The sequence below is a fragment of the Krasilnikovia sp. M28-CT-15 genome (assembly GCF_047159595.1).
In the GTDB taxonomy this organism is placed as follows: domain Bacteria; phylum Actinomycetota; class Actinomycetes; order Mycobacteriales; family Micromonosporaceae; genus Actinoplanes.
Map to the genome: position 1 here is coordinate 3121809 of NZ_BAAGAK010000001.1, position 21319 is coordinate 3143127.

The following is a 21319-nucleotide window of genomic DNA, read 5'->3' on the forward strand; positions in this document are numbered from 1 at the left end:
AGCCGGGCGTGTCAGGTCCACCAAGGTGCGGCCGATCCGACCCCTGATGCGCTCGACCAGGCGCTCGAGTCTCTGTGGGGTGGCCACACGCCCTAGACGTGCCAGACCAGGCTGCCGTGGTGGATCTGGGTGGCCATCAGGGCAGCCAGCACGATCAGGTCGGCGACCCCGAGTGCGACTCCGATCAGGCCCGCGTTGCGGCTGGGAGTGCCGGCGCCGTGCCGGTGGGCGGTGATCGCGCCGAGCGCGATGGCGATCGGCCCGAACATGACGTTGAAGAAGAACAGGCCGGCCACGCCCAGCGCCACCGACGCGACTGCGCGGTCGTCGAGGCTGCCGACGCGTTTGACGAAATTCATGGCGGTCCTTCCTGGGTCAGCGACGCCGGGCGAGCGTCGCGGCACGCCGGGCGCCGAGGAGAACAGCGCCGGCCAGCACTGCGCCCACCGCGATGAGCAGCGGCTGTCCGATGAGCACGGACGGGCCGACGACCAGGGCGATGAGCGCGATCGCGACCATCAGTGCCACCATCTGCCTCTCCCCCTTCAGTTGACAGTTGTTTACTGAAACACCATAGGACTCCGGGCGACTCGGTGGACAGGTGTTTACTGAGTGACATGAACCACCGGCACTCGACACCCCCCGACCGGCTCAGCCGACCGGAGCAGAAGGCGCGCACCCGGCGGGCGCTGCTCGACGCGGCCCTGGCCCTGATGGAGCATCGGAGCCTGGGCAGCATCGGCCTGCGCGAGGTCACCCGCGTGGCGGGTGTCACCCCGACCGCCTTCTATCGCCATTTCCCCGACGTCGACAGCCTTGGCGTGGCCCTTGTCGACGAGTGCCTCGGCAGCTTGCGGGCCACCATCCGCACCGTCCGCGACGGCCTGAGCTCCAGCGACGAGGTGATCAACCGGTCGATCAGCATCCTCGCCCGGCGGGTGCACGACCATCGGGAGCAGTTCCGCTTCGTCGCTCGGGAGCGCCACGGTGGTGTGCCGGCCGTGCGCGCCGCGATCGCCGAGCAGCTCGACCTGTTCGCCGCCGAGCTGGCCGCTGATCTCGCTGACGACAAGCTGCTCGGCGGTCCCCCCTTCGACCGGTGGATCGCCGCCGACCTGCGGATGGTCACCGGCCTGATGGTCAACCACATGGTGTGGACCGCCGCGGCGCTGCTCGATGCCCCGCCGGACTCCGCCGGCGCCGAAGCACGGGTGATCGACACCGCCGGCCGCCAGCTGCGGCTGATCGTGCTGGGCGCCCGGCACTGGGCCACCGAGGCTTAGATCCTCCAGCGCAACTAGTTGTCGAATCGGTAACTAGTTGCTAGGTTGGCGGCATGAATGGTCCGGCAATCCCGGAGAGAGACAGGGCCGACAACGCCTCCGACAGAGCGCAGGCCCGCGCTGCGCTCGACGCCGCCGAGCAGGCACGTACCGCCGGCCGTCGGGCCGCGGGCCGTTGGGCCCGGAATTACCTGCTCGGCTTCGGCGCGGTGTCCGCCGGTTCCGTGCTGGCCGTCTGGGCGGTCTCGGCCTGGGTGTCGTCCGCGTGGTGGGGAGTGTGGTACGCGCTGCTGGCCGTACTGTTCGCGGTCTGGCTACGGCGGCAACCGGTCCGCGCGATACCCCGGCGCACGCTGGTCCTGGCCATCGTTGCCTGGTCCATGGTGTTCGGCCTCACGATGGCATTCGGCATCGACTACCCCGCGGCGTATCCGGTCGGCGCCGCCACCGGCTTCTCGGTGTGGGCGGCTGCCGCCTGGTGGGTGGGCCGGTGACCGGAGCGCATCCGCGCCATCGCCTCGATCCGCTGATCCACGCCCCGATCCGGCTGTCCATCATGGCGTATCTCTCCGAAGTGGATCGGGCCGAATTCGCGCTCGTCCGCGACGCGGTGGAACTCACCGCGGCAGCGCTGTCCAAACAGATATCCATGCTCGAGGACGCCGGCTACGTCACCGTCGAGAAGGGCTACGTGGGCAAACGGCCGCGCACCTGGCTCGCCCTCGCGCCCGCCGGCCGGGAGGCGATGACTCGCCACCTCGCGGCGCTTCGCGCCATCGCTGACGGCCTGTCGCGCTGACCTCCGTCCCTCACCGGTTCGGTCGCTGACACGTACGCCGGAAGCGTGACGGTCCGCGGCGGGACCGCCGGGCGGGACGCGTCCGTGAGACCGTTCGGGGAAGCGGACCCTAGAGCGGGGAGATCCGATGGTCACGGTCCCGGCGGGCAGCACACTCGTGCTGCGGTGCCCGGGTGAGCAGCCGCTCGCACTGATCACGCTGGCCGAGGTCAGCGCGGCGTTCGTGGCCGAGCTGCCGCCGATCCCGGTGCTCAGCCCGGACAGCACCCGCCGCTTCGGCATCCTCGAGCTGGTCAGCAGCGCCGGCGTCACCTGGGTCGAGGCGGAACTGCATGACGGCATCCTCACCCGCACCGGCGACCCACCCACCGACGTGGTCCAGCGACGCGGTGCCGCCCGCCGCCCCGGCGCGTACGCCGCGACGGGCACGGTCCAGCTCGACACCGAACCGGGCCGCCGCCTGGTGGCGGTGTCCGGCCAGGTCGAGGACGTGTCCACCAGCGGGCTGCTGCTGCGTGCGGCGCCCGCCGACGGCGTCCACCTGCCGCCCGGCATCGTGCGGACCTTGCTGCACATCAGCATGCCCTGGGGCGAGATGACGGCCACGGTCACGACGGTCGACCAGCGGGCCGACCAGTTGCGTGGCACGTACGAATGGATGGATCCGTCCGACGAGGCGGCCCTGCGCGCCTTCTGCTCGGCGCGCTGAGCCACGCCCGGGATCGGTATCCGCAACCAGACGCCGCGAGCGTTTCGCCGCGGCAGGGACGTCTGTTCGTGAACCGGCGTGTGGTACGGCCCGTTGTAGCCGTGCACGGGCCGGACCACACGAGGGCCATCGGGCCAGGAAGGACAGAGGCCGTGGAGGAAGAAGAAGAGGAACTGGGCGTCGGTTCCCGGAACCGCTACGCCGACCTGAATCGAGTCGCGCCCGCGGGCGGCCAAGCGCAGACGACCGTCGTCGCACGGGTCTACATCAACAACGTGGAGATCGATCTTCAGGACCTCCGCGACGGCGGAAGGCTCTCCGACCGCGCGTTCTTCAGTGGCGACCGGAGCTATGCGAACAGCGCGTACTCCACCTGGTAGGGCGCGTCGCAGGACGTCCGGATGTCCCGGAACGACGCGGAGGTGGGCGCGTGTCACGAGACCGACGCCGCGCTGAGAGCCGTCGCGGGACGCTCAGCGGGCCCGGCCGGTTCCTCGGCCGGGCCCGCTGACGACCGTTCACCGGGTTGCCTACCGAGCTTCATACCGGAGAGCGTCATGGGGTGCGGTGTCGAAGTCCGCGATCGGTGGAGGCTGCTTGTCGCGGTGCATGCCCGGCTTGCACCCGGCGAACGTGCCGGAGGGGTCCCGCAGGTTGGCCATGATGGGCCCGAGGTAGTCGCGGTTCCAGTTGGCAGGCCCGGTGAGTTCGCTGCGCGAGCCGGTCATCGCCTCCCACGCAAGCTGCAGCGAATGCAACAGGGCGACGGCCTCGGGATGCAGCCACCATTGAGGACACCAGGGGGGCCGCTCGAGGTCACCTCGCGTCCGTACACCGGGATCAGGATGTCGTGCACCCAGACCGCCAGGCGGTCGAGGGTGTCGCTGAAGTCGTCGCCGGCCTTGTACAGGATGTACCGGGGCGCGGGCGGCCCGTCGGGCGGGGGAGGACCGTCGATTCAGGCCTCCTCGTCATCGTCGGGCGGTTCCTGGCCTGACTTCGTGGTGGCAGGGCTTGTCATGTGCTCTCCTAGGTCGCCGGTGAACTCGCCCGCACATCGCGGCGCTGGTGGATGACGTCGTTCGGCGATGGATGGGCGAAGCCGCGGCCCGACAACGTCGCGCCGCGCCACATGGTTCAGGCCCGAGCACACATTCCTGAATCCGATCGGCCCGCCACCCGGGTGATGGCAGCGGACGGTGACAGCTCGCCCGCTCATCGGCGCGTTGATGGCGGGCGTCAGAAGCGGGTGGCGAGGCTACCCGGTGACGCGCTCGAGCGTCACCAGTAGTCCTGCGACACCGCCGGGCCCGAGGCGACCCTTCACGTCCGCGGACGTGATCGCCTTGAGTCGCCAGCCTTCGGCGGCGTGCCGGTTGAGGGTCTCCTCCAACTCGTCGCCCGACATCTTGCCGCCCACCATCTTCTCGCGAAGTTCCAGGACCTTGTACTCATATCGTTCTGCCATGGCCTTCATGGTCGCGCGCCGTTCCCGTCCGTGCATCGGAAAGGCAAGGATCGACAACGGGCCTCGACGCGCTGCAACCACAGGGGCTGATGGTGGAATTGATTCCCCGGGCGGTCCATGGACCGGCGGCGCTGCCACCGGGCGCCGCGGTCAGCGCTGCCTGTCCGAGCCCGGCCGAGGGGCCAGTCGGTCTTCCAACTCGGTCATCCCGGGTCCGGACAGTGATGACAGGGCGGCTCGTCGGCCGGTGATCAGGAGCAGGATGGACGCGATGGGGCCCTCGACCCGTTCTCCCTGCCCGCCAGACCACGGGTGGTCGGTGGCAACGATCTCGAGTCCGCTGAGGATCCGCTGCGCGTGGAACGGCCATCCCATCGCCCAGACCCGGGCGACCGCGGTCGCGGCCGCCGCGGTCGGCACGGGGCGGGGACGCCCGAGCGGTATCGCGATGTCCTGCCCGTGCACGAGGATGTCGAGAAGTGGTTCGAGGTGGCTGACACCGGGTGCCTTGCGGCGCGAACCCACCATGCCACGCAGCGCGGCGGAATACCGGTCGACGGGCAGTTCGGCCTGGCGCACGGCCGTGTCGTGGACCATGCGGTTGAAGTCGCCACGGGCCCGGACCAGCCAGGCGAGAGCGGAGAGCGCCCCCGCGTGGGCGAGCGTGAGATGTGCCGCCACCTCGCGTACCCGCCAACCGGCGCACAACGACGGGGTCGCCCACTCCGGCGCGGACAGGTCGTCCAGGAGGTCCGCAAGGCTCCGCCGCTCGTCGTCGATGGTCTGCCACACGTCGTCGCGGTCCATCCGGCACCTCCGGCCACTACTCGGATTTGGTACGATCCTCTGACTAATAATGGTCAGAGAGGCTGACTTAAGTCAAGAGTCCGGGAGGTGGCAGCCGGGATGGACGAGGACACGCACCAGGACGGACTGAATCTGGGCCTGCTCTGCTACATCGCCCATCGCGCCATGGAAACCCGCGTGCTGGAGGCCATCGCCGCGGCCGGATTCGCGGATCTCACGATCGCTCAGGGACGGTTGGCGGCGCGGATCGGTCCCGACGGCACCCGCCTCACCGAGCTGGCCGAGCAGGCCCAGGTGACCAAGCAGACCGCGGGCTTCCTCGTCGATCAGCTGGAGCGGGCGGGCTACGTCCGCCGGGTTCCCGATCCCACGGATGCCCGGGCCCGCCTCGTGCAGTTCGCGCCGCGGGGCGAGGCCGTGATCGCGGTCGCCCGGCAGGCGGAGGCCGACGTCGAGGCCGAATGGACACGGCATCTGGGCCTCCGCGCGGCGACCCAACTGCGGCGCGCCCTCACCCGGCTGCGCGAGATCACCGACCCGTATCAATGACGCCCGGTGCGACCCGGCCCGGGGCGGGGACCGGCTCGGCGCGAAGGGGGCGACGTCGACGGCCTGGCCGGCGAACGCTGTGCTGCGTTCGCCGGCAGGTCGATGCTGGACCCGATGTCAGTACTTGGTGTACTTGGCCCATTCGTAGCGGGCGCTCAACGGCGTTCCAGGATAGGAGAATGCGCCGAGCCAGCTGTCGACCCCGATGCCCGGCCACAGGTTGGCCATGATGCGTTGCGGGTGAGTGGGCAGTGCGCCGCGCGAGCCGTTCTCCTGGTGGACGAGCTTGCCGTCCACGAACCAGTTGATGGTGCCCTGATTCCACCATTCGATGGCGTAGTCGTGGTAGCCGGTGGACGCGTCGAATCCGAGATTGATGATTGTCTCGTGTCCGCCGACGCCGTTGGTGAAGTAGTTGGTCTGCATCTGGGTGGTGTTCTTGCCGAGGATCTCGACGTCGATTTCATCCCAGGGTTGTCCGTCGCTGGGCCCGGTGTAGGTGAAGAACGACGTGACGGTGCCGGAACGCTTGACGGCCATCATCCGGGTCTCGAAGCGGCCGTAGGAGAACAGGTCGTTGGAGCGGTACTCGCCGGAGGCGTACGGCATGCCCGAGCAGCCGCTGGGGCAGGCGGCCTTGTCGAGGTTGATGCCCATGGCGCCGCCGCTGAACCAGACGTGGTCGGCGCGCCAGCCGTTGTTGAAGGCGCCGCCGTTGGTCCAGCCGTCGGCCTTGTGCCACCGGCCGGTGTCGAAGGAGGTGAAGTCGTCGACGACAGGAGCCAGCGGCGGACATTGGCCCGGTGACGTGTCGTCGGCGATGGCATGACGAAGCTCTCGCCTGGGGATTGACCACTGTGGAGCGTCGGGGATGCAGTGGTGGGGGTGCGCCCGCAGCGGCAAAGGCGATGGCGATGCGGGATTCGGTGTTCTGCAGATACACCTTGTGTGGTCACCGCCGACCGCGCGATGGCGAAGCCCGCGGCAATGGAGGGAGAAAGAGTGGGAGCGCTCCCTAGCGAAAAGTTAACATCGTGCCAACACCAGCACAAGCATGTCGAGTTCCGTAACGTAAGCGCCGCGACATCAGGCGTTTACGCGGCCCGGGTCGACCTGACCCGCACTCTCCAGGTCCGCGTGGGGCGTTCGGTGCGGTGGCAGCCTGCCGGGACCGGGTGGCCCGGGCGTCAGCGGTTGCCGCCCCGGAAGATCCGCAGGAAGAAGAGGAACACGTTGAGGATGTCGAGGAAGATCGATGCCGCCAGCAGGGGGGCGGATTCGACGTCGGAGGAGCGTCGCAGCCGCTGGAAGTCGAACATGATGAACCCCGCGAAGATCACCAGGCCGAGTACGGAGTAGACGAGGGACCCGTACGGGATGTTCACGAAGATCAGCACGATGCCGAAGAGGAGCAGGGCCACCAGCGCCCAGAAGCAGAACCGGGCCAGCACCGTGAGGTCGCGGCGGGTCGCGTATCCGGCCGCGCCGAAGGCCGCGACGAACAACGCCGTCGCGGCGCCCGCCTGCCACAGCGCCTGCGGATCGGTGCGGGCGTAGTAGACCAGCGTCGGTGCGACCGCCACCCCCATCAGCAGTCCGAATGCCGCCAGCAGTGCGATCGTCTTGTCCCGCGATCGGCGGACGGTGAACTGCATGCCGATCAGGGCGCCGAACGCTGCGAGGTACGCGACGAAGGCGATCACGCCGGGAAGGTTGCGACCGAGGAACGCGCCGAGGGCGAACAGGCCGGTGGTCGCCGCCACATAGCCCATCGTCTGCGCGAACAGGGCGTGGCCGCGGTCGCGGGCAGCGAGTGCGGCCGGGCGGTACGCAAAGGTGTGGTCCATCGGATTCCCCGCTGAGCTGGCTGGTGTGGCCCCAGTCTGAACCGGCGCGATCACGTGGACACCCTTCGCCAGGGGTGATAGTCGCCCCGGCGAATCGGCGCCGCCGAGCTCATCACCGGCCCGCCTGGCGATTACGGAACGGCGCCGTCTGCCCGCCCGATCCTGAGTGCCCATCCGGGGCGGTCTGACGCGTATCGTACTCGTTGTCCGTCTCCGCAATCCGTCTCACGCGACTGTGGACTCACGGTTTCGCCGGAGGGGAGGCGATCGGCATGGATCGTCCAGCGCAGATCGATTTCGTCCTGGGCGGCACGGTCCGCGTCGCGCTCACCGGAGCGGTGATCATGGTGCAGCACGAGGACGTGCTGTCGCAGGTGGAGCGCGCCATGAAGGCCGCGCACGCCCTGCGGGTGCAGGTTGACCTGACCGCAGCCGCGGCGCTGGACTCGTCGGGGGTCGCACTGCTCGTCCTCACCCGGCGGTTGGCCACCCGGTGCGGCGCCGAATTCCAGTTGCACGGGGCAGGTCCCGAGATCGTGCAGCACCTGCACATGGCGGGCCTGACCACGCTGTTCGGTCTGCGCCCGGCCGACGGCGGCGACGGTCCGGACACCGGCATGGCCGGGCAAGCGCCCGACGACCAACCGCCCGACGACCAACCGCCCGACGACCAACCGCCTGAGGTGCCCGCGGCTGTCGTTGACGTCCTAGACGAGCCGTTCGACCGGCAGGGCATCCCGGCGATCCGGGATCGCCTGTTGAGCTATGCCACGAGCTGCGGCCTGTCCGGCTTCGACCAGTACAAACTGGTGCTCGCCGCGACTGAGATCATGACCAACGCGGTCCTGCACGGCGGCGGCCGCGGGACCATCAGGGTCGAACGCCACGGCGAGCGGCTGATCCTGCGGATCACCGACCGCGGTCCCGGCATCCCGCGCCAGCAGCGTGTGACATATCCGCGTTCGCGTCCGGGCCGGGTGCGTTCCGCCGGTCTGTGGCTGGCCCGTCAGATCTGCCTGCGGGTCGACATCGACACCGGGCCCGGCGGCACGATCGTGTCGCTGACGTACGCCCTGCCACTGCACGCCGAGTAGAGCAAGCCGTACGCCGTGGATCCTGCCTGCGTGTCCCGGCACGGCGTGAGCGAACCGTGCGCGGCGAACGGCGGCCCCCGTGCCCGGGACGTGCCCGCGCCGCGGCTGGACTTCCTCCTGGCGGCGTACCGGATGCTCGGGCAGTCGCTCAGCCTGCAACGCAGCGCCCGCGCGGCAGTCCGGCTGCCGGTGCCCGCGCTGGCCGAGGCCGCGGCTCTCGTCCTCGTGTCCGGCCCGCAGTGGGCGCACTGGTGGACGACGGACGGCCGGGCGGCGGCGCACGGGCCGGAACGGATGCCGGTGCGCTCGGCGGACGTGCCACCGGCCGACCTTCCGGGCTGGATCCGGGCCGCGCTCGCGGTCGCCGACGGGCCCTGGGTGCGGCCGGTGCGCTGCGGACGGTGGGTCCTGCCCGACGGCACGGAGCACGACGGGCACGGGGTGCTCGTCCGGCTGCCGTGCGACCACCTGTGCCAGGGCGTGCTGGTGCTGCTGCGTTGCGCGGATGGCCCGGCCTTCGACGACGCCGATCGCACCCTGGCCGCCCAGTACGCCGAGCCGGTCGGCCGCGCCGTGACAGCGGCCCTCCTCTACCGGGATCAGGTCCGGGTCGCCGACACCCTGCGCGCGGCGCTGCGGCCGGCTCCGCTGCCGTCCGTCACCGGTCTGGACCTGGCGACGGCGTACCGGCCGGCACGCGAGGCGATGCACATGAGCGGCGACATCGTGCACGTCGAGCCGCTCGCCGACGGCGGCGTCCTGTGCATCGTCGGCGACGTCTGCGGCAAGGGCGTCGACGCGGCGGTGGCCGGTGGCCGGCTCCGGCAGTCCCTGTCGATCCTGTGCCGGGTCACCGGGCAGCCGCTGGACATCCTCGCCGTGCTCAACGACGCCTCCGTCGACACCAGCAGTGCGGCGGCGACCCAGTTCACCACGGTGGTCGTGGGCTCGGTGCGGGCGACGCCCGGTGGGGGTGCCCTGCTGCGCCTGGCGGCCGGCGGTCACCTTCCCCCCTTGGTGGTGCGGGGCACCGGCGAGGTGGAAGCGGTGCACATCGGCGGCATGATGCTCGGCGCCGACCGGCCGGGGAGGTTCGCTGAGGCCGTCGTCTGGCTTGCCCCCGGCGAGGCCTGCGTCCTCTACACCGACGGGGTGACCGAGGCCCGCGGACCAACGGGGACGATGTTCGGCCCGGATCGGCTCGCCGCACTGCTGACCGAATACGCAACCGCCCCGGCGGCGGTGGTGGCGGAGCGGATCGAGCAACGCGTCGTCGACTGGCTGTCCGGGGCCCACCACGACGACATCGCGATTCTCGTCGTTCGGGCGCAGCCTGCGGTTCCACCTCGAGGAGGAGCACGATGACCGGACGACCCATCCCGAATGCCCGACCTTGCTGGGCAACGTTCTGGCCGCCGACGAGGCGGCCGCGTTCCGGCTCGCCCACCACCTCATCGACACCGGCACGGACCCGGAGGACGTCCTGCTGCGGTTGATCGCGCCGGTCCAGGCGACGATCGGCGAGTTGTGGGCGCGCAACCGGGTGTCGGTGGCCGACGAACACGTGGCGAGCCATATCAACGCGCGGCTGACCGTCGTCTGCGCCGCTGCCGAGCCGCCACCCCGGCGGCCGGACAGGCTCGTCGTCGTCGCCTGCCCGGACGGCGAGTGGCACACGATGCCCTCCCGGCTGCTCGCCGAGACTCTCCGGCTGCGCGGCTTCTCGGTGCACTTTCTCGGGGCCAGCGTCCCGGCCGCACACCTGACGTCGTACCTGCAGCAGCATGAACCGGCCGCGGTGCTGCTCAGCATCTCGCTGGCCGTCCGCCTGCCCTCCGCCCACCGGTCGGTCATGGCGGCCCGGCGGGCCGGCGTACCGGTGCTGTGCGGCGGCCTGGGATTCGGTGGCACGGCGCGGTGGGCGGACCGCCTCGGGGCCGACGCCTGGGCCGCCGACGCCGCCGGGGCCGCTGCGGCGCTCGAGGACTGGCCGCCGCCCCCGGCAGACCGCGCCGGGCTCGACCACCTGGTCGACGAGGAGTACGACCGGCTGGTCAAGGAGACGCCCGACCTGGTCAACCGCGCTCTTTCCGTCCTGGACCAGCGCTTTCGGCCGATGCGCGGCTACACGCGTTCGCAGCGGGAGGCGACCGTCGAGGACCTGGGCCACATCGCTGCCTTCCTGGCCACCGCGGTGTATGTCGACGATCAGGCGCTGTTCGCGGGGTTCGTGGACTGGCTGGCCGACCTGCTCACGGCCCGTCATGTGCCGCCCGTCAGCGTCGACCTGGTCCTGGAGCACCTGCAGGAGGCGCTGGACGACAGCCCGCGCACCGCACGGATGGTGGCCGCCGGCCGGGCCGTGCTCCAGGGCCGCCTGTAGTCCAGCCTTGGCGCCCGTCGGCCGGGGCGGGATCACCTGGGGCGGGATCACCCAGGGCGGGTGAACATCGGGCCGGGAGGGAGGAAGGCACTTCCCAACCATCCACGTCGGTCCTTGCGGTGTCGTACCGTCGACCTCGGGATACCCGGTGCATCAGACCGAGGGGGAGAGGCAGTGACGACGAAGGCAGCATTCTCGCCGCAGGAATGGACGACGGTCCTTGAGGGTCCGCCGAGCGCGGGCATGATCGTGGTCACCGCGGCCAGCGGGGGGATGTTCCGCGAGACGTTGGCCCTGTCGAAGGCGTACGCCGAGGCGCGCAGGGTGCATGGCCAGAGCGAGCTGCTCGACGAGATCGTGGGGGCGAAACCCAAGGCCGACCACACGCGGTATCACTCGGTTGACGAGCTCCGGGACAGCGGACTGCGGCACCTGCGCGACGCCGTGGCGCTGCTGGCGGACAAGGCGACGGCCGAGGAGGTGGACGGCTACCGCAGCTTTGTTCTCGCCGTGGCGAACAAGGTCGCGGCCGCCCATCGGGAGGACGGCCAGGCCGTAAGCCCTCCGGAGACGGTCGCGATCGAGCAGATCACGGCGGCGCTGGGCGCAGACGCCTCCTGAAGCGAGGTCGTGGTCACGCCCGCGGCCGGCGCGGCGACCTGCGTGGACGGTGCCTTAGCGATCGTTCAGTTGTGCTGGTCGCCCATGGGCCGGATCGAGGAGTGCGGGATGGCTGAGCCGGTGCTGACCTACCGCGGCACGGTATACCCGTGGCACTGCGACCACATGGGGCACATGAACGTGATGTGGTATGTCGGGAAGTTCGACGAGGCGACCTGGAACCTGTTCACGACGCTCGGCATCACCCCGGACTACTTGAGATCATCCTCGCGCGGCATGGTCGCGGTGGAGCAGCACCTCACCTACCAGCGCGAGGTTCTTGCTGGTGACACGGTCGCGGTGCACTCCACGCTGCTCGAAGTCCGCGAGAAGGTGATGCGGTTCCGGCACGAGATGCGCAACGCCTCGGGGGAGACCGCGGCGGTCACCACGCTCACGGGCGTACACCTGGACACCGCGCGGCGGGTCTCCTGCCCGATGCCCGCCGAGATCCTGGACACCGCGCGCAGGCTCCACTCGGCCCAGGCGCAGTGACCAGTCCCGGCTTGCCCGCCCTCGGCGCGTGAGGCGGTCCTGCCTGCCGTCGGTCAGAAGCCCCTGCCGTCGGTCAGAAGCCGGGGAAGACGGCGCGGAGCTGGTCGAGCGAGATGTTCCCGGTCACCTCGAGGTGGGCCGGTGTGTGTTCCGGGGTGAGCCGGCCGTAGATGAGCCGCAGCGCGGACTCCAGCGGACCGGCGAACGTCGCCGTCGCGGGCAGGTCGGCGGTGGTGAATCGAACCCCGTCGTCGAGCGCGATGCGGTAGGGCGTCCCGCTGATGTCGACCACGGCGTGCTCGGGTGCCGCGTCGGATTTGCCGATGAAGCCGAGCAGAAAGCCGAGGCTGCCGCTGAGGTGCTCGGCGAGTAGCTGGGCGGACACGTCGGCGAGTGTCGCCGCCGGGTCGATGCCGACGCGGACGTCCCAGCTGTGCTGGGCCACCTCGCTGAGCCGCAGGGCGGCGAACGCCGCGAGCGGCAGCGGGTCGGGCAGGAAGCCGACCCTGACCTGGAGGTCGTCGTGGCGCTGTTCCGGAACGTTCTCGAGTGCCGTGACCAGTGCCTCGTCGGACCGGAGCGAGCCGGTGGCCTGGTCTTGTGGACTCAGCGCGTTCCACCGGTCCCAGACGCCCTGGTTGAAGTCCGGCCCGGGGGCCTGCGCCTCACCCAGCGCCGCCTGCAGGCTGGTGAGTGTGATTTCGGCGCCGCTGCCCAGATGGGAGAGGACATCGGCGATGCTCCACTCGGAGGCGCCGGACGCGCCGGTGAGCTGCTCGGCGGAGAGCGCGGGGACCGTGCTCGCCAAGACGTCGTGCTCGCTGCGCAGGGCCGCGATCGTGCGGCCGGCAAGTGTCGTCATGCGTCAAACCTAGGTCCAGTCACGGGCGGGCACGCGGTACCGGGTGGGCGTGGCGCGCGCGTGAAGTGGGGTAACGGGCCGCATCGTCAGGCGGCGTGGATGATCCGGGTGCTGAGCGCGCGTACCGTCGGGTTGTCCGCGGGAGCATCGGTGACGATCCCGGCGACGTCGGCCAGCGGCAGCACCCCGAATCGCGATGCCGCGCCGATCTTCTCCGAGCTCGCGAGGATGTACGTGTCGGCGGCCTGGCGCGCGAGGGCACGCTTCATCGCGGCCTCGTCGGCGTCATCCGTGGTGAGCCCCGTTTCGGGGTGGACGCCGGTCACGCCGAGCAGGAAGAGGTCGGCGTGCAGGCCCCGTGCGGCTTCCATGGCAGCGGCGCCACAGGCCACCATCGAGTGTTTGAACAGCCGTCCGCCGATGAGGTAGACCTCGATGTCGCGGTGATCGGCCAACGCGCTCGCCACGGTGGGGCTGTGCGTCACGACGGTGGCCCGCAGGCCGATGGGCAGCGCGCGGGCGACGGCGAGCGCGGTGGTGCCGCCGTCGAGGATCGCGGTGGTGCCCGGGGCGACCAGCGCGGCCGCGGCGGCCGCGACGCGTTGCTTGCCGGACACCGCGACGCCCTGGCGGGCCGCGTAGTCGGCGATCGCGGGCGAGGCGGGCAGCGCACCGCCGTACACGCGCTGGCACAGGCCCGCTGCGGCGAGGTCGCGAAGGTCGCGGCGGATGCTGTCCTCGGAGATGCCCAGTTCGGTGGCCAGGTCCTTGGCGACGATCCGGCCGTCGGCGCGTAGGCGTTCGAGCAGCAGGTCCCGGCGTTGAGCGGCCAGCATGCACGTTCCTCCTTGTTTTTGCCGAGTCTTGCACACTACGGTACCCGGCATGATGATTTTGATCGCGGGGCCCTACCGCTCGGGCACCGGTGACGACCCGGAGTTGATGGCGCGCAACCTGGCCCGGCTGGAGGAGGCGGCGTGGCCGATCTTCCGCAGTGGCCACGTACCGATGATCGGGGAGTGGGTCGCCCTGCCGGTGGTGCGCGGTGCGGGCGGCAACGGGCCGACCGACCCGGTCGCTGACCAGGTCATGTACCCGACCGCGGAGCGCCTGCTGCGGCACTGCGACGCGGTGCTGCGGTTGCCCGGTGAGTCCACCGGCGCCGACCAGGACGTCCGGATCGCCCAGCAACGGGGTCTGCCCGTCTACCACAGCGTCGAGGACATCCCTGACTACCAGCCCGCCTGAGGAGAACGCGAACGGGGGCCGCCCCGGTGGGGGACGGCCCTCGTTCTCCAGGCGCGGTGTCAGCTGACGGGCAGGTGCCGGCTGACCAGCGCCTCGGGGGAGGCCGGGACCACGATCCTGCGGGGTCGCATGCTGTACGCGGTCACGCCGGCCACGGCGCCGAGTGCCATGAACAGTCCGCCGAGCCCGATGACCAGCCAGGTGACCTGCTCGGCCTGGTAGGCGCTCAGCAGGGAACCGCGCAGCGTCTCGCCCATGAACGCGGTCTGCCGCACCTGCGCGAGCTGCGCGTCCTTGCGGCCGCCGGCGATCCATTCCTCGGAGACCTGCGAGTAGGTCTTGCCGCCGGTCGCCTTCGCGACGTGTTCGGCGATCAGGTCGGCGTATGCCTTCGCGTCGCTGCCCGTGGTGACCTGCTGTCCGGCGTACTCCTTCAGTCCGTCGGGAAGCTGGGCCCGCTCCGCCGGGAACGTGATCTTCTGAGCGGTCAGCTCGTCGGTGATCATGCTCTGTCCGTGCACGCCCTCGTACACCAGCACCGGGCCGGCCGCGACCATCCCGGCCCCGACCAAAGCCATCAGCACGCTGGCGATCCTGCGCGACCTCATTGTCCTGCCCCTTCCGTGCGCCTTCCGACTTCCTCGATGTGCACCTAGATCATCGGTCGGCGCTGCGGTGGCTGGACGTGCGTAAGGGCCTGATCGGCGCGGGCTGAAGATCCCGACCTGGGCGGGCCGGTCGGGGCCCCGGCCGTGCACCGGGCAGGGGACTTTCGGCCCTGCCGTTCGGCGGGCGCCGTTTCCATGCCGGCGGGTGTTACGGCAGTGCCGGGATGATGTGCTCGCCGTATGCGGCCAGCGTCGACTCCTTGGCATCGTGCTGCAGGTAGACGGCGAACTGGTCGACGCCGAGGTCCTTGAGTTCGGACAGTCGCTTGAGGTGGTTCTCGACCGGGCCGAGCACGCAGAACCGGTCGACCACCTCGTCCGGCACGAACGTGGCGTGCGAGTTCCCGGCCCGGCCGTGCTCGGCGTAGTCGTAGCCCTGGCGTTCCTTGATGTAGTCCGTCAGCACCTGCGGCACCGCGCCGTCGCCGCCGTAGCGGGCGACGATGTCGGCGACGTGGTTGCCGACCATGCCGCCGAACCAGCGGGTCTGGTCCCGCTGGTGCGCGATGTCGTCGCCCACGTAGGCGGGCGCGGCCACGCAGAACTTGATGGCCGCCGGGTCGCGCCCGGCCTTCGCGGCCGCGGTGCGGACCGCCTTGATCATCCATTCCGCGATGTCCGGGTCGGCGAGCTGCAGGATGTAGCCGTCACCCACCTCGCCGGCCACGGCCAGGGCCTTGGGACCGTACGCGGCCACCCAGACGTCGAGCCGGCTGTCCGGCGCCCAGGCGAACCGCAACTGCTGGCCGCGGAGCGTGACCTGCTCCCCGTTGCCCAGCCCTCTGATCACCTGTACGGCCTCCCGCAGCTGACCCAGCGTCTGCGGCTGCGCGCCGAGCACCCGCAGCGCCGAGTCGCCCCGGCCGATACCGCAGATGGTGCGGTTGCCGTACATCTCGTTGAGCGTGGCGAACAGCGACGCGGTGACCGTCCAGTCGCGGGTGCCGGGATTGGTCACCATCGGTCCGACGACGACGCGGGACGTCTCGTCCAGGATCTTGGAGTAGATGACGAACGGCTCCTGCCAGAGCACGTGCGAGTCGAACGTCCACACGTGGCTGAACCCGGCGGCGTCGGCCTTCTTCGCCAGTTCGACGACGCCCATGGCGGGCGGGTCGTTCTGCAGGACGACCCCGATGTCCATGCTCTTGGCGGGCATTGCTCACCGCACTTTCGGGAAGCCGAGGTCGACCTCGGAGGTGGCCGGGTCGGGCCAGCGGGAGGTGACGACCTTGCCGCGGGTGTAGAACTGGATGCCGTCCGGTCCGTACATGTGCAGGTCGCCGAAGAGCGAGGACTTCCAGCCGCCGAAGCTGTAGTAGGCGACCGGCACCGGCACGGGCACGTTGACGCCGACCATGCCGCACACGGCGTCGTACTGGAACTGCCGGGCGGCGCCGCCGTCGCGGGTGAAGATGGCGCACCCGTTGCCGAACTCGTTCGCGTTGACCAGGTGCAGCGCCTCGTCGTACGTGTCGACCCGGACGACCGACAGCACCGGGCCGAAGATCTCGTCGGTGTAGAGCGGCGAGTCGGTCGGCACCTTGTCCACCAGTGACGCGCCGAGGAAGAAGCCCGGCTCCTGCGCGATCGGTGCGTTGCGGCCGTCGACCACGACGTCGATGCCGTCGTGGTCGAGATACGCCGCCACCTTGTCGCGATGCTCGCGGCTGATCAGCGGGCCCATCTCGGCCGACGGGTCGGTGGCCGGGCCGACCGCGATCCGGCCGATCCGGTCCTTGATCGCGTCGACCAGCGGGTCGGCGCTGCCACCGACCGCCACCACCACCGAGATGGCCATGCAGCGCTCGCCGGCCGAGCCGTACCCGGCGGAGACCGCGGCGTCGGCGGCCGCGGAAATGTCCGCGTCCGGTAGCACGACCATGTGGTTCTTCGCGCCGCCGAGGGCCTGCACCCGCTTGCCCGCGGCGGTGCCGCGCTGGTAGATCGACTTCGCCACGGGGGTGGAGCCGACGAAGCTGAGCGCCTGCACGTCCGGGTGCGCGATGAGCGCCTCCACCGCCTCGACGTCACCCTGGACCACGTTGAACACGCCGTCGGGCAGCCCGGCCTGGTGCAGCAGGTCGGCCAGCAGCAGCGACACCGACGGGTCCTTCTCGCTGGGCTTGAGCACGAAGGTGTTGCCGCAGACGAGCGCGTTGGCGAACATCCACATCGGCACCATGGCGGGGAAGTTGAACGGGGTGATCCCGGCGACCACGCCGAGCGGCTGCCGGATCGAGTACACGTCCACGCCGTTCGACGCCTGTTCGCTGTATCCGCCCTTGAGCAGATGCGGCGCGCCGGTGGCGAACTCGATGTTCTCCAGGCCGCGGGCCACCTCACCCTCGGCGTCGGCCACGGTCTTGCCGTGCTCGGCGCTGACCAGCGACGCGATCTCCTTGCGGTTCGCGTCGACCAGCTCGCGGAAGCGGAACATCACCTCCGCGCGGCGGCTCAGCGACTGCGCCCGCCATTGCGGGTACGCGGCCAGCGCGGTCGCCACGGCCGCATCGGTCTCCGCCGCGGTGGCCGCGACCACGTACGCCTGCTGCTCGCCGGTCGCCGGGTCCCAGACCGGCAACTGCCGTCCACTCGTACCCGGCCGGGTCCTGCCGTTGATCCAGTGATCGATCGCGCGCATGCGCCCCCCTTTAGAGCAGGTAGTCGGAAAGCCCGCGCTTGACGAAACGGCCGTGACCGGCCCGGCCGGAGTAGGTGCCGCCGCGCGCGACGACCGTGCCGCGGGACAGGACGGTGTCCACGCCGCCGTCGATCTCCCAGCCCTCCCACGCGGAGTGGTCCATGTTCATGTGATGCGTCTCGACGCTGATCCGGGTCCGCGCGCCGGGGTCGTAGACCACGATGTCGGCGTCCGAGCCGGGCGCGATGACGCCCTTCTTCGGGTACAGGCCGAACATCCGGGCGGGCGTGGTGGCGATGGTCTCCACCCAGCGGGCCAGCGACAGCTTGCCGTCCACGACACCCTGGTAGAGCAGGTCGACGCGGTGCTCGACGCCGCCGATCCCGTTCGGGATCTTCGAGAAGTCGCCGAGCCCCAGCTCCTTCTGGTCCTTCATGCAGAACGGGCAGTGGTCGGTGGAGACCACCGACAGGTCGTTGGTGCGCAGGCCCCGCCACAGGTCGGCGCGGTGGCTCTGTTTGCCCGAGCGCAGCGGCGTCGAGCACACCCACTTGGCGCCCTCGAAGCCGGGCGCGCCGAGCTGGTCCTCCAGCGTCAGGTACAGATACTGCGGGCAGGTCTCGGCGAACACGTTGCGGCCCAGGTCGCGGGCCGCCTTGACCTGTTCGAGGGCCTTGGACGCGGACAGGTGCACGATGTACAGCGGGCAGTCCGCGGCGACCGCGGCCAGCCAGATCGCCCGGCTGGTCGCCTCGGCCTCCAGCTCCTGGGGCCGGGTCAGGCCGTGGTAGATCGGGTCCGTCTCGCCGCGTTGCAGGGCCTGCTGGACCAGCACGTCGATGGCCGGGCCGTTCTCCGCGTGCATCATGATCATCGACCCGTTGCCGCGGGCCTTCTGCATCGCCCGCAGGATCTGCCCGTCGTCGCTGTAGAACACCCCGGGGTACGCCATGAACAGCTTGAAGCTGCTGATCCCCTCGTCGGTGACGAGCCGGTCCATGGCCTTGAGCGACTCGTCGTCGACGCCGCCGAGGATCATGTGGAACGCGTAGTCGATGTGGCAGTTGCCGTCGGCCTTGGCGTGCCAGGCGGCCAGGCTGTCGTGCACGACCTCGCCGTAGCGCTGGACCGCGAAGTCGATGATCGTGGTGGTGCCGCCGATCGCCGCCGCCCGGGTGCCGGTGTCGAACGTGTCGCTGGCCTCGGTGCCGCCGAAGGGCAGCTGCATGTGGGTGTGTGCGTCGATGGCGCCGGGGATGACGTACTTGCCGGTGGCGTCGATCGTCTCGACGTCGGAGGGGCCGCGGCCGGGTGCGTACAGCGCGGCGATCGTCTCGCCGTCGACGAGGACGTCGGCGTGGCCGGCGCCGGTGGGGCCGATGACCAGGCCGCCCTTGATCAGCGTGGTCACGGGTTCACCAGTCCCTGGTAGCTGTCCGGGCGGCGGTCGCGGTAGAACTGCCAGCGGTCGCGGACCGTGCCCAGCAGGCTCATGTCCAGGTCGCGGACGATCAGCTCCGGATTGTGCGTGTCGGCGACCTCGCCGACGAATCTGCCCTCCGGGTCGACGAAGTACGACTGGCCGTAGAAGTCGTTGTCGCCGAGGTCCTCGATGCCGGTCCGGTTGATCGCACCGACGAAGTACTCGTTGGCCACCGCACTGGCCGGCTGCTCCAGCTGCCACAGATAGCTGGACAGGCCGCGGCTGGTGGCGGACGGGTTGAAGACGATCTGGGCGCCGTTCAGGCCGAGGGCGCGCCAGCCCTCGGGGAAGTGCCGGTCGTAGCAGATGTAGACGCCGACCTTGCCGACCGCGGTGTCGAACACCGGGTAGCCGAGGTTGCCGGGCCGGAAGTAGAACTTCTCCCAGAAGCCCTTGACCTGCGGAATGTGGTGCTTGCGGTACTTGCCGAGGTACGAGCCGTCCGCGTCGACGACCGCCGCGGTGTTGTAGAGGACGCCGGGCTGCTCCTGCTCGTACATGGGCAGGACCATCACCATGCCGAGTTCGGCCGCGAGGGCCTGGAAGCGTTCGGTCGTGGGTCCGGGGATCGCTTCGGCGTACTCGTAGAACTTCGCGTCCTGGACCTGGCAGAAGTACGGGCCGTAGAAGAGTTCCTGGAAGCAGATCACCTTCGCGCCCTGCGCGGCCGCGTCGCGGGCGTAGTCCTCGTGCGCCTTGATCATCGATTCCTTGTCGCCCGTCCAGCTGGTCTGGACGAGAGCGGCCCGAACGACATCGGTCATGGAGCAGCCCCTCCTCGGTACGGCGTGGATCACCATCGTTGTGATCGTCCGACCTGCAGCTGTCGTCCGCTCCTCGGCTTGACATCGGGGCCGGATACCGTAGGACACTACGACACAGATCCTGGCGTACAAAGACCCTACTGCTACGGAATGTTTGGGAGCTGGTCCTTGCTGGCGCTCATCGCGGAGGCCGTCGACGACCGCAGCGCCCGCGGAATCGCGGCCGCCGTGAGCCGTCTCGTCACCGCGGGCACCCTGGTCGCGGGCACCCGGCTGCCGACCGTGCGGGACCTGGCCCGGTCCCTCGGGGTCAGCCCGACGACGGTCAGCGAGGCGTGGGGGAGCCTGGCCAGGGCCGGTGCGATCCAGACCCGGGGACGGTCCGGGACGTTCGTGACCGGTGCCGCGTCCGGCCGCACCCGCCTGCGGTACGCGCAACTCGGCAGCACGTCGGCCGGATTGCCGCGGGACCTCTCCACCGGCGTACCCGATCATGATCTGCTGCCGGACGTCACCGACGCGCTGCGCCGCATCGGTGACGGGCGACTGACGACCAGCTATCTCGACGCGCCGGTCCTGCCCGCGCTCGACGCCGCGCTGCGGGCGCGGTGGCCGTTCGCGCCGCAGCGGCTGACCGTGGTCGACGGCGCGATGGACGCGCTGGACCGGATCATCGGGATCGCCGTGCGGTTCGGCGACCACGTGCTGGTGGAGAACCCGGCGTTTCCGCCGGTGCTCGACCTGCTCGACGCGGCCGGGGCAACCGTGGTCGGTGTGCCGCTGGATTCGGGCGGCCTGTCGGTCGCCGCCCTGACCGAGGCGTTGTCCCAGTGCGATCCGGTGGCGTTGTTCCTGCAACCGCGGGCCCACAACCCGACCGGGGTGAGCATGTCGCCCGCGCGGGCCCGGGAGCTGGCGGCCGTGCTGGCCGCGCATCCGCGGGTGACGGTCGTCGAGGACGACCACGCGGGAGACATCGCGTCCGCCCCGCCGGTCAGTCTCGGCACCCGCCTGGCCGGCCGGACCGTGCACGTGGCCGGCTTCTCCAAGAGCCACGGGCCGGACCTGCGGCTGGCCGCGGTCGGCGGCCCGGCCGAGCTGATCGACGCGGTGGCCGACCGGCGGCTGCTCGGCCCCGGCTGGTCCAGCCGCATCCTGCAGGCCGTCCTGCTCGACCTGCTGACCTCGCCGGACGCGATCGCCACGGTCGCGAACGCCCGCGACGAGTACGCCCGGCGCCGCGCCGCCCTGCTGTCCGCGCTGGCCGATCGCGGCGTGGCGGCCGACGCCGCGGACGGCATCAACCTGTGGCTGCCGGTCGACGACCAGCAGCGGGCCATGGTCACCCTCGCCGGGCACGGCATCGGCGTCGCTCCGGGTACGCCGTTCCTGGTGTCCCCGGCCGGCGGCGGCGATCATGTCCGGCTGACCGTGGGCCTGGTCCGCGACGGCTACGACGACCTCGCCGACATCCTGGCCGCGGCGGCCGGCCCCGCCGGTGGCAACGGTTCCGGTTCCCGAGCCCGCCCGCACCCGCGCGGCTGGCGCTGACGAAA

At 70.6% G+C, this 21319-nt stretch carries 27 protein-coding genes; 13 read left to right on the top strand and 14 right to left on the bottom strand.

Annotated features, from left to right (window positions below; all coding sequences use genetic code 11):
- Positions 1-92 precede the first annotated feature (92 nt).
- Together ACMCNO_RS14560 and ACMCNO_RS14565 are read right to left on the bottom strand one after the other, a co-directional pair.
- Entirely contained in the window at positions 93-359 is a 267-nt protein-coding gene (locus ACMCNO_RS14560) for a hypothetical protein (protein WP_412749958.1), read from the bottom strand.
- A 16-nt stretch (positions 360-375) separates the two neighbouring features.
- Entirely contained in the window at positions 376-531 is a 156-nt protein-coding gene (locus tag ACMCNO_RS14565; RefSeq protein ID WP_412749959.1) for a hypothetical protein, read from the bottom strand.
- 86 nt (positions 532-617) lie between these two features.
- On the opposite strand from ACMCNO_RS14565, the gene ACMCNO_RS14570 reads away from it, so the two are divergent.
- The 5 genes from ACMCNO_RS14570 (at position 618) to ACMCNO_RS14590 (ending at position 3171) form a co-directional block, all read left to right on the top strand.
- Positions 618-1283, top strand: coding sequence for a TetR family transcriptional regulator (locus tag ACMCNO_RS14570; protein ID WP_412749960.1), 666 nt, complete (start codon positions 618-620; stop codon positions 1281-1283).
- Between the two features lie 53 nt (positions 1284-1336).
- Positions 1337-1777: a hypothetical protein gene (locus ACMCNO_RS14575; RefSeq protein ID WP_412749961.1), complete on the top strand. Its 441-nt coding sequence runs from the start codon at positions 1337-1339 to the stop codon at positions 1775-1777.
- Positions 1774-2082 carry a winged helix-turn-helix domain-containing protein gene (locus ACMCNO_RS14580; protein WP_412749962.1) on the top strand — a complete coding sequence of 103 codons (309 nt, stop codon included), beginning with the start codon at positions 1774-1776 and terminating at the stop codon, positions 2080-2082. The genes ACMCNO_RS14575 and ACMCNO_RS14580 overlap by 4 nt, the downstream gene beginning before the upstream one ends.
- A gap of 127 nt (positions 2083-2209) precedes the next feature.
- Positions 2210-2791: a hypothetical protein gene (locus ACMCNO_RS14585; protein ID WP_412749963.1), complete on the top strand. Its 582-nt coding sequence runs from the start codon at positions 2210-2212 to the stop codon at positions 2789-2791.
- Positions 2792-2943: 152 nt separating this feature from the next.
- Complete coding sequence (locus ACMCNO_RS14590) at positions 2944-3171, top strand: hypothetical protein (RefSeq protein ID WP_412749964.1); 228 nt, start codon at positions 2944-2946, stop codon at positions 3169-3171.
- A gap of 150 nt (positions 3172-3321) precedes the next feature.
- On the opposite strand, the gene ACMCNO_RS14595 is transcribed toward ACMCNO_RS14590, so the two are convergent.
- From ACMCNO_RS14595 to ACMCNO_RS14605, 3 genes are all read right to left on the bottom strand, one after another.
- Positions 3322-3549: a DUF4913 domain-containing protein gene (locus tag ACMCNO_RS14595; RefSeq protein WP_412749965.1), complete on the bottom strand. Its 228-nt coding sequence runs from the start codon at positions 3547-3549 to the stop codon at positions 3322-3324.
- A gap of 500 nt (positions 3550-4049) precedes the next feature.
- Positions 4050-4259 (bottom strand): DUF4177 domain-containing protein, encoded by a 210-nt coding sequence (locus tag ACMCNO_RS14600; protein WP_412749966.1) that lies wholly within the window; start codon positions 4257-4259, stop codon positions 4050-4052.
- A 150-nt stretch (positions 4260-4409) separates the two neighbouring features.
- On the bottom strand, positions 4410-5066 hold the full coding sequence (locus ACMCNO_RS14605) for a maleylpyruvate isomerase family mycothiol-dependent enzyme (protein WP_412749967.1): 657 nt from the start codon (positions 5064-5066) through the stop codon (positions 4410-4412).
- A 99-nt stretch (positions 5067-5165) separates the two neighbouring features.
- Here ACMCNO_RS14605 and ACMCNO_RS14610 point away from each other — a divergent pair, with 99 nt between their 5' ends.
- Entirely contained in the window at positions 5166-5615 is a 450-nt protein-coding gene (locus ACMCNO_RS14610; RefSeq protein ID WP_412749968.1) for a MarR family winged helix-turn-helix transcriptional regulator, read from the top strand.
- A 117-nt stretch (positions 5616-5732) separates the two neighbouring features.
- On the opposite strand, the gene bglS is transcribed toward ACMCNO_RS14610, so the two are convergent.
- Entirely contained in the window at positions 5733-6518 is a 786-nt protein-coding gene (bglS, locus tag ACMCNO_RS14615; RefSeq protein ID WP_412749969.1) for a beta-glucanase, read from the bottom strand.
- Between the two features lie 284 nt (positions 6519-6802).
- Positions 6803-7462: a Bax inhibitor-1 family protein gene (locus tag ACMCNO_RS14620; protein WP_412749970.1), complete on the bottom strand. Its 660-nt coding sequence runs from the start codon at positions 7460-7462 to the stop codon at positions 6803-6805.
- Between the two features lie 272 nt (positions 7463-7734).
- Between ACMCNO_RS14620 and ACMCNO_RS14625 the strand changes: the two genes are divergently transcribed.
- The 5 genes from ACMCNO_RS14625 to ACMCNO_RS14645 all read left to right on the top strand — a co-directional run bounded on the left by ACMCNO_RS14625 (position 7735) and on the right by ACMCNO_RS14645 (position 12094).
- The gene (locus ACMCNO_RS14625; protein ID WP_412749971.1) at positions 7735-8556 is read left to right on the top strand and encodes an ATP-binding protein; all 822 of its coding nucleotides are present in this window, start codon (positions 7735-7737) and stop codon (positions 8554-8556) included.
- 30 nt (positions 8557-8586) lie between these two features.
- Entirely contained in the window at positions 8587-9921 is a 1335-nt protein-coding gene (locus ACMCNO_RS14630) for a PP2C family protein-serine/threonine phosphatase (RefSeq protein ID WP_412749972.1), read from the top strand.
- A 28-nt stretch (positions 9922-9949) separates the two neighbouring features.
- A complete protein-coding gene (locus tag ACMCNO_RS14635; protein ID WP_412749973.1) occupies positions 9950-10939 on the top strand; it encodes a B12-binding domain-containing protein in 990 nt (329 codons plus the stop codon).
- A gap of 174 nt (positions 10940-11113) precedes the next feature.
- Positions 11114-11560 (top strand): hypothetical protein, encoded by a 447-nt coding sequence (locus tag ACMCNO_RS14640; protein WP_412749974.1) that lies wholly within the window; start codon positions 11114-11116, stop codon positions 11558-11560.
- Positions 11561-11668: 108 nt separating this feature from the next.
- Complete coding sequence (locus ACMCNO_RS14645) at positions 11669-12094, top strand: acyl-CoA thioesterase (RefSeq protein ID WP_412749975.1); 426 nt, start codon at positions 11669-11671, stop codon at positions 12092-12094.
- Between the two features lie 73 nt (positions 12095-12167).
- Here ACMCNO_RS14645 and ACMCNO_RS14650 read toward each other — a convergent pair whose 3' ends face one another.
- Together ACMCNO_RS14650 and ACMCNO_RS14655 are read right to left on the bottom strand one after the other, a co-directional pair.
- Positions 12168-12956 (bottom strand): maleylpyruvate isomerase family mycothiol-dependent enzyme, encoded by a 789-nt coding sequence (locus tag ACMCNO_RS14650; protein ID WP_412749976.1) that lies wholly within the window; start codon positions 12954-12956, stop codon positions 12168-12170.
- A gap of 86 nt (positions 12957-13042) precedes the next feature.
- Positions 13043-13792, bottom strand: a complete 750-nt coding sequence (locus ACMCNO_RS14655) for a DeoR/GlpR family DNA-binding transcription regulator (RefSeq protein ID WP_412749977.1) — start codon at positions 13790-13792, stop codon at positions 13043-13045.
- Positions 13793-13841: 49 nt separating this feature from the next.
- On the opposite strand from ACMCNO_RS14655, the gene ACMCNO_RS14660 reads away from it, so the two are divergent.
- Positions 13842-14204, top strand: a complete 363-nt coding sequence (locus tag ACMCNO_RS14660; protein WP_412749978.1) for a DUF4406 domain-containing protein — start codon at positions 13842-13844, stop codon at positions 14202-14204.
- A 59-nt stretch (positions 14205-14263) separates the two neighbouring features.
- Here the strand turns inward: ACMCNO_RS14660 and ACMCNO_RS14665 are convergent, their stop codons facing one another.
- The 5 genes from ACMCNO_RS14665 to ACMCNO_RS14685 all read right to left on the bottom strand — a co-directional run bounded on the left by ACMCNO_RS14665 (position 14264) and on the right by ACMCNO_RS14685 (position 19763).
- Entirely contained in the window at positions 14264-14788 is a 525-nt protein-coding gene (locus ACMCNO_RS14665) for a hypothetical protein (protein WP_412749979.1), read from the bottom strand.
- Between the two features lie 232 nt (positions 14789-15020).
- On the bottom strand, positions 15021-16016 hold the full coding sequence (locus tag ACMCNO_RS14670; RefSeq protein ID WP_412753703.1) for a TIGR03842 family LLM class F420-dependent oxidoreductase: 996 nt from the start codon (positions 16014-16016) through the stop codon (positions 15021-15023).
- An 18-nt stretch (positions 16017-16034) separates the two neighbouring features.
- Positions 16035-17516 (bottom strand): CoA-acylating methylmalonate-semialdehyde dehydrogenase, encoded by a 1482-nt coding sequence (locus ACMCNO_RS14675; protein WP_412749980.1) that lies wholly within the window; start codon positions 17514-17516, stop codon positions 16035-16037.
- Positions 17517-17526: 10 nt separating this feature from the next.
- The gene (hydA, locus tag ACMCNO_RS14680; protein ID WP_412749981.1) at positions 17527-18927 is read right to left on the bottom strand and encodes a dihydropyrimidinase; all 1401 of its coding nucleotides are present in this window, start codon (positions 18925-18927) and stop codon (positions 17527-17529) included.
- Positions 18924-19763 (bottom strand): nitrilase-related carbon-nitrogen hydrolase, encoded by an 840-nt coding sequence (locus ACMCNO_RS14685; protein WP_412749982.1) that lies wholly within the window; start codon positions 19761-19763, stop codon positions 18924-18926. Before ACMCNO_RS14685 ends, hydA begins: the two co-directional genes overlap by 4 nt.
- A 168-nt stretch (positions 19764-19931) precedes the next feature.
- On the opposite strand from ACMCNO_RS14685, the gene ACMCNO_RS14690 reads away from it, so the two are divergent.
- Positions 19932-21314 (top strand): PLP-dependent aminotransferase family protein, encoded by a 1383-nt coding sequence (locus ACMCNO_RS14690; RefSeq protein ID WP_412749983.1) that lies wholly within the window; start codon positions 19932-19934, stop codon positions 21312-21314.
- The last annotated feature ends 5 nt before the right edge of the window (positions 21315-21319 follow it).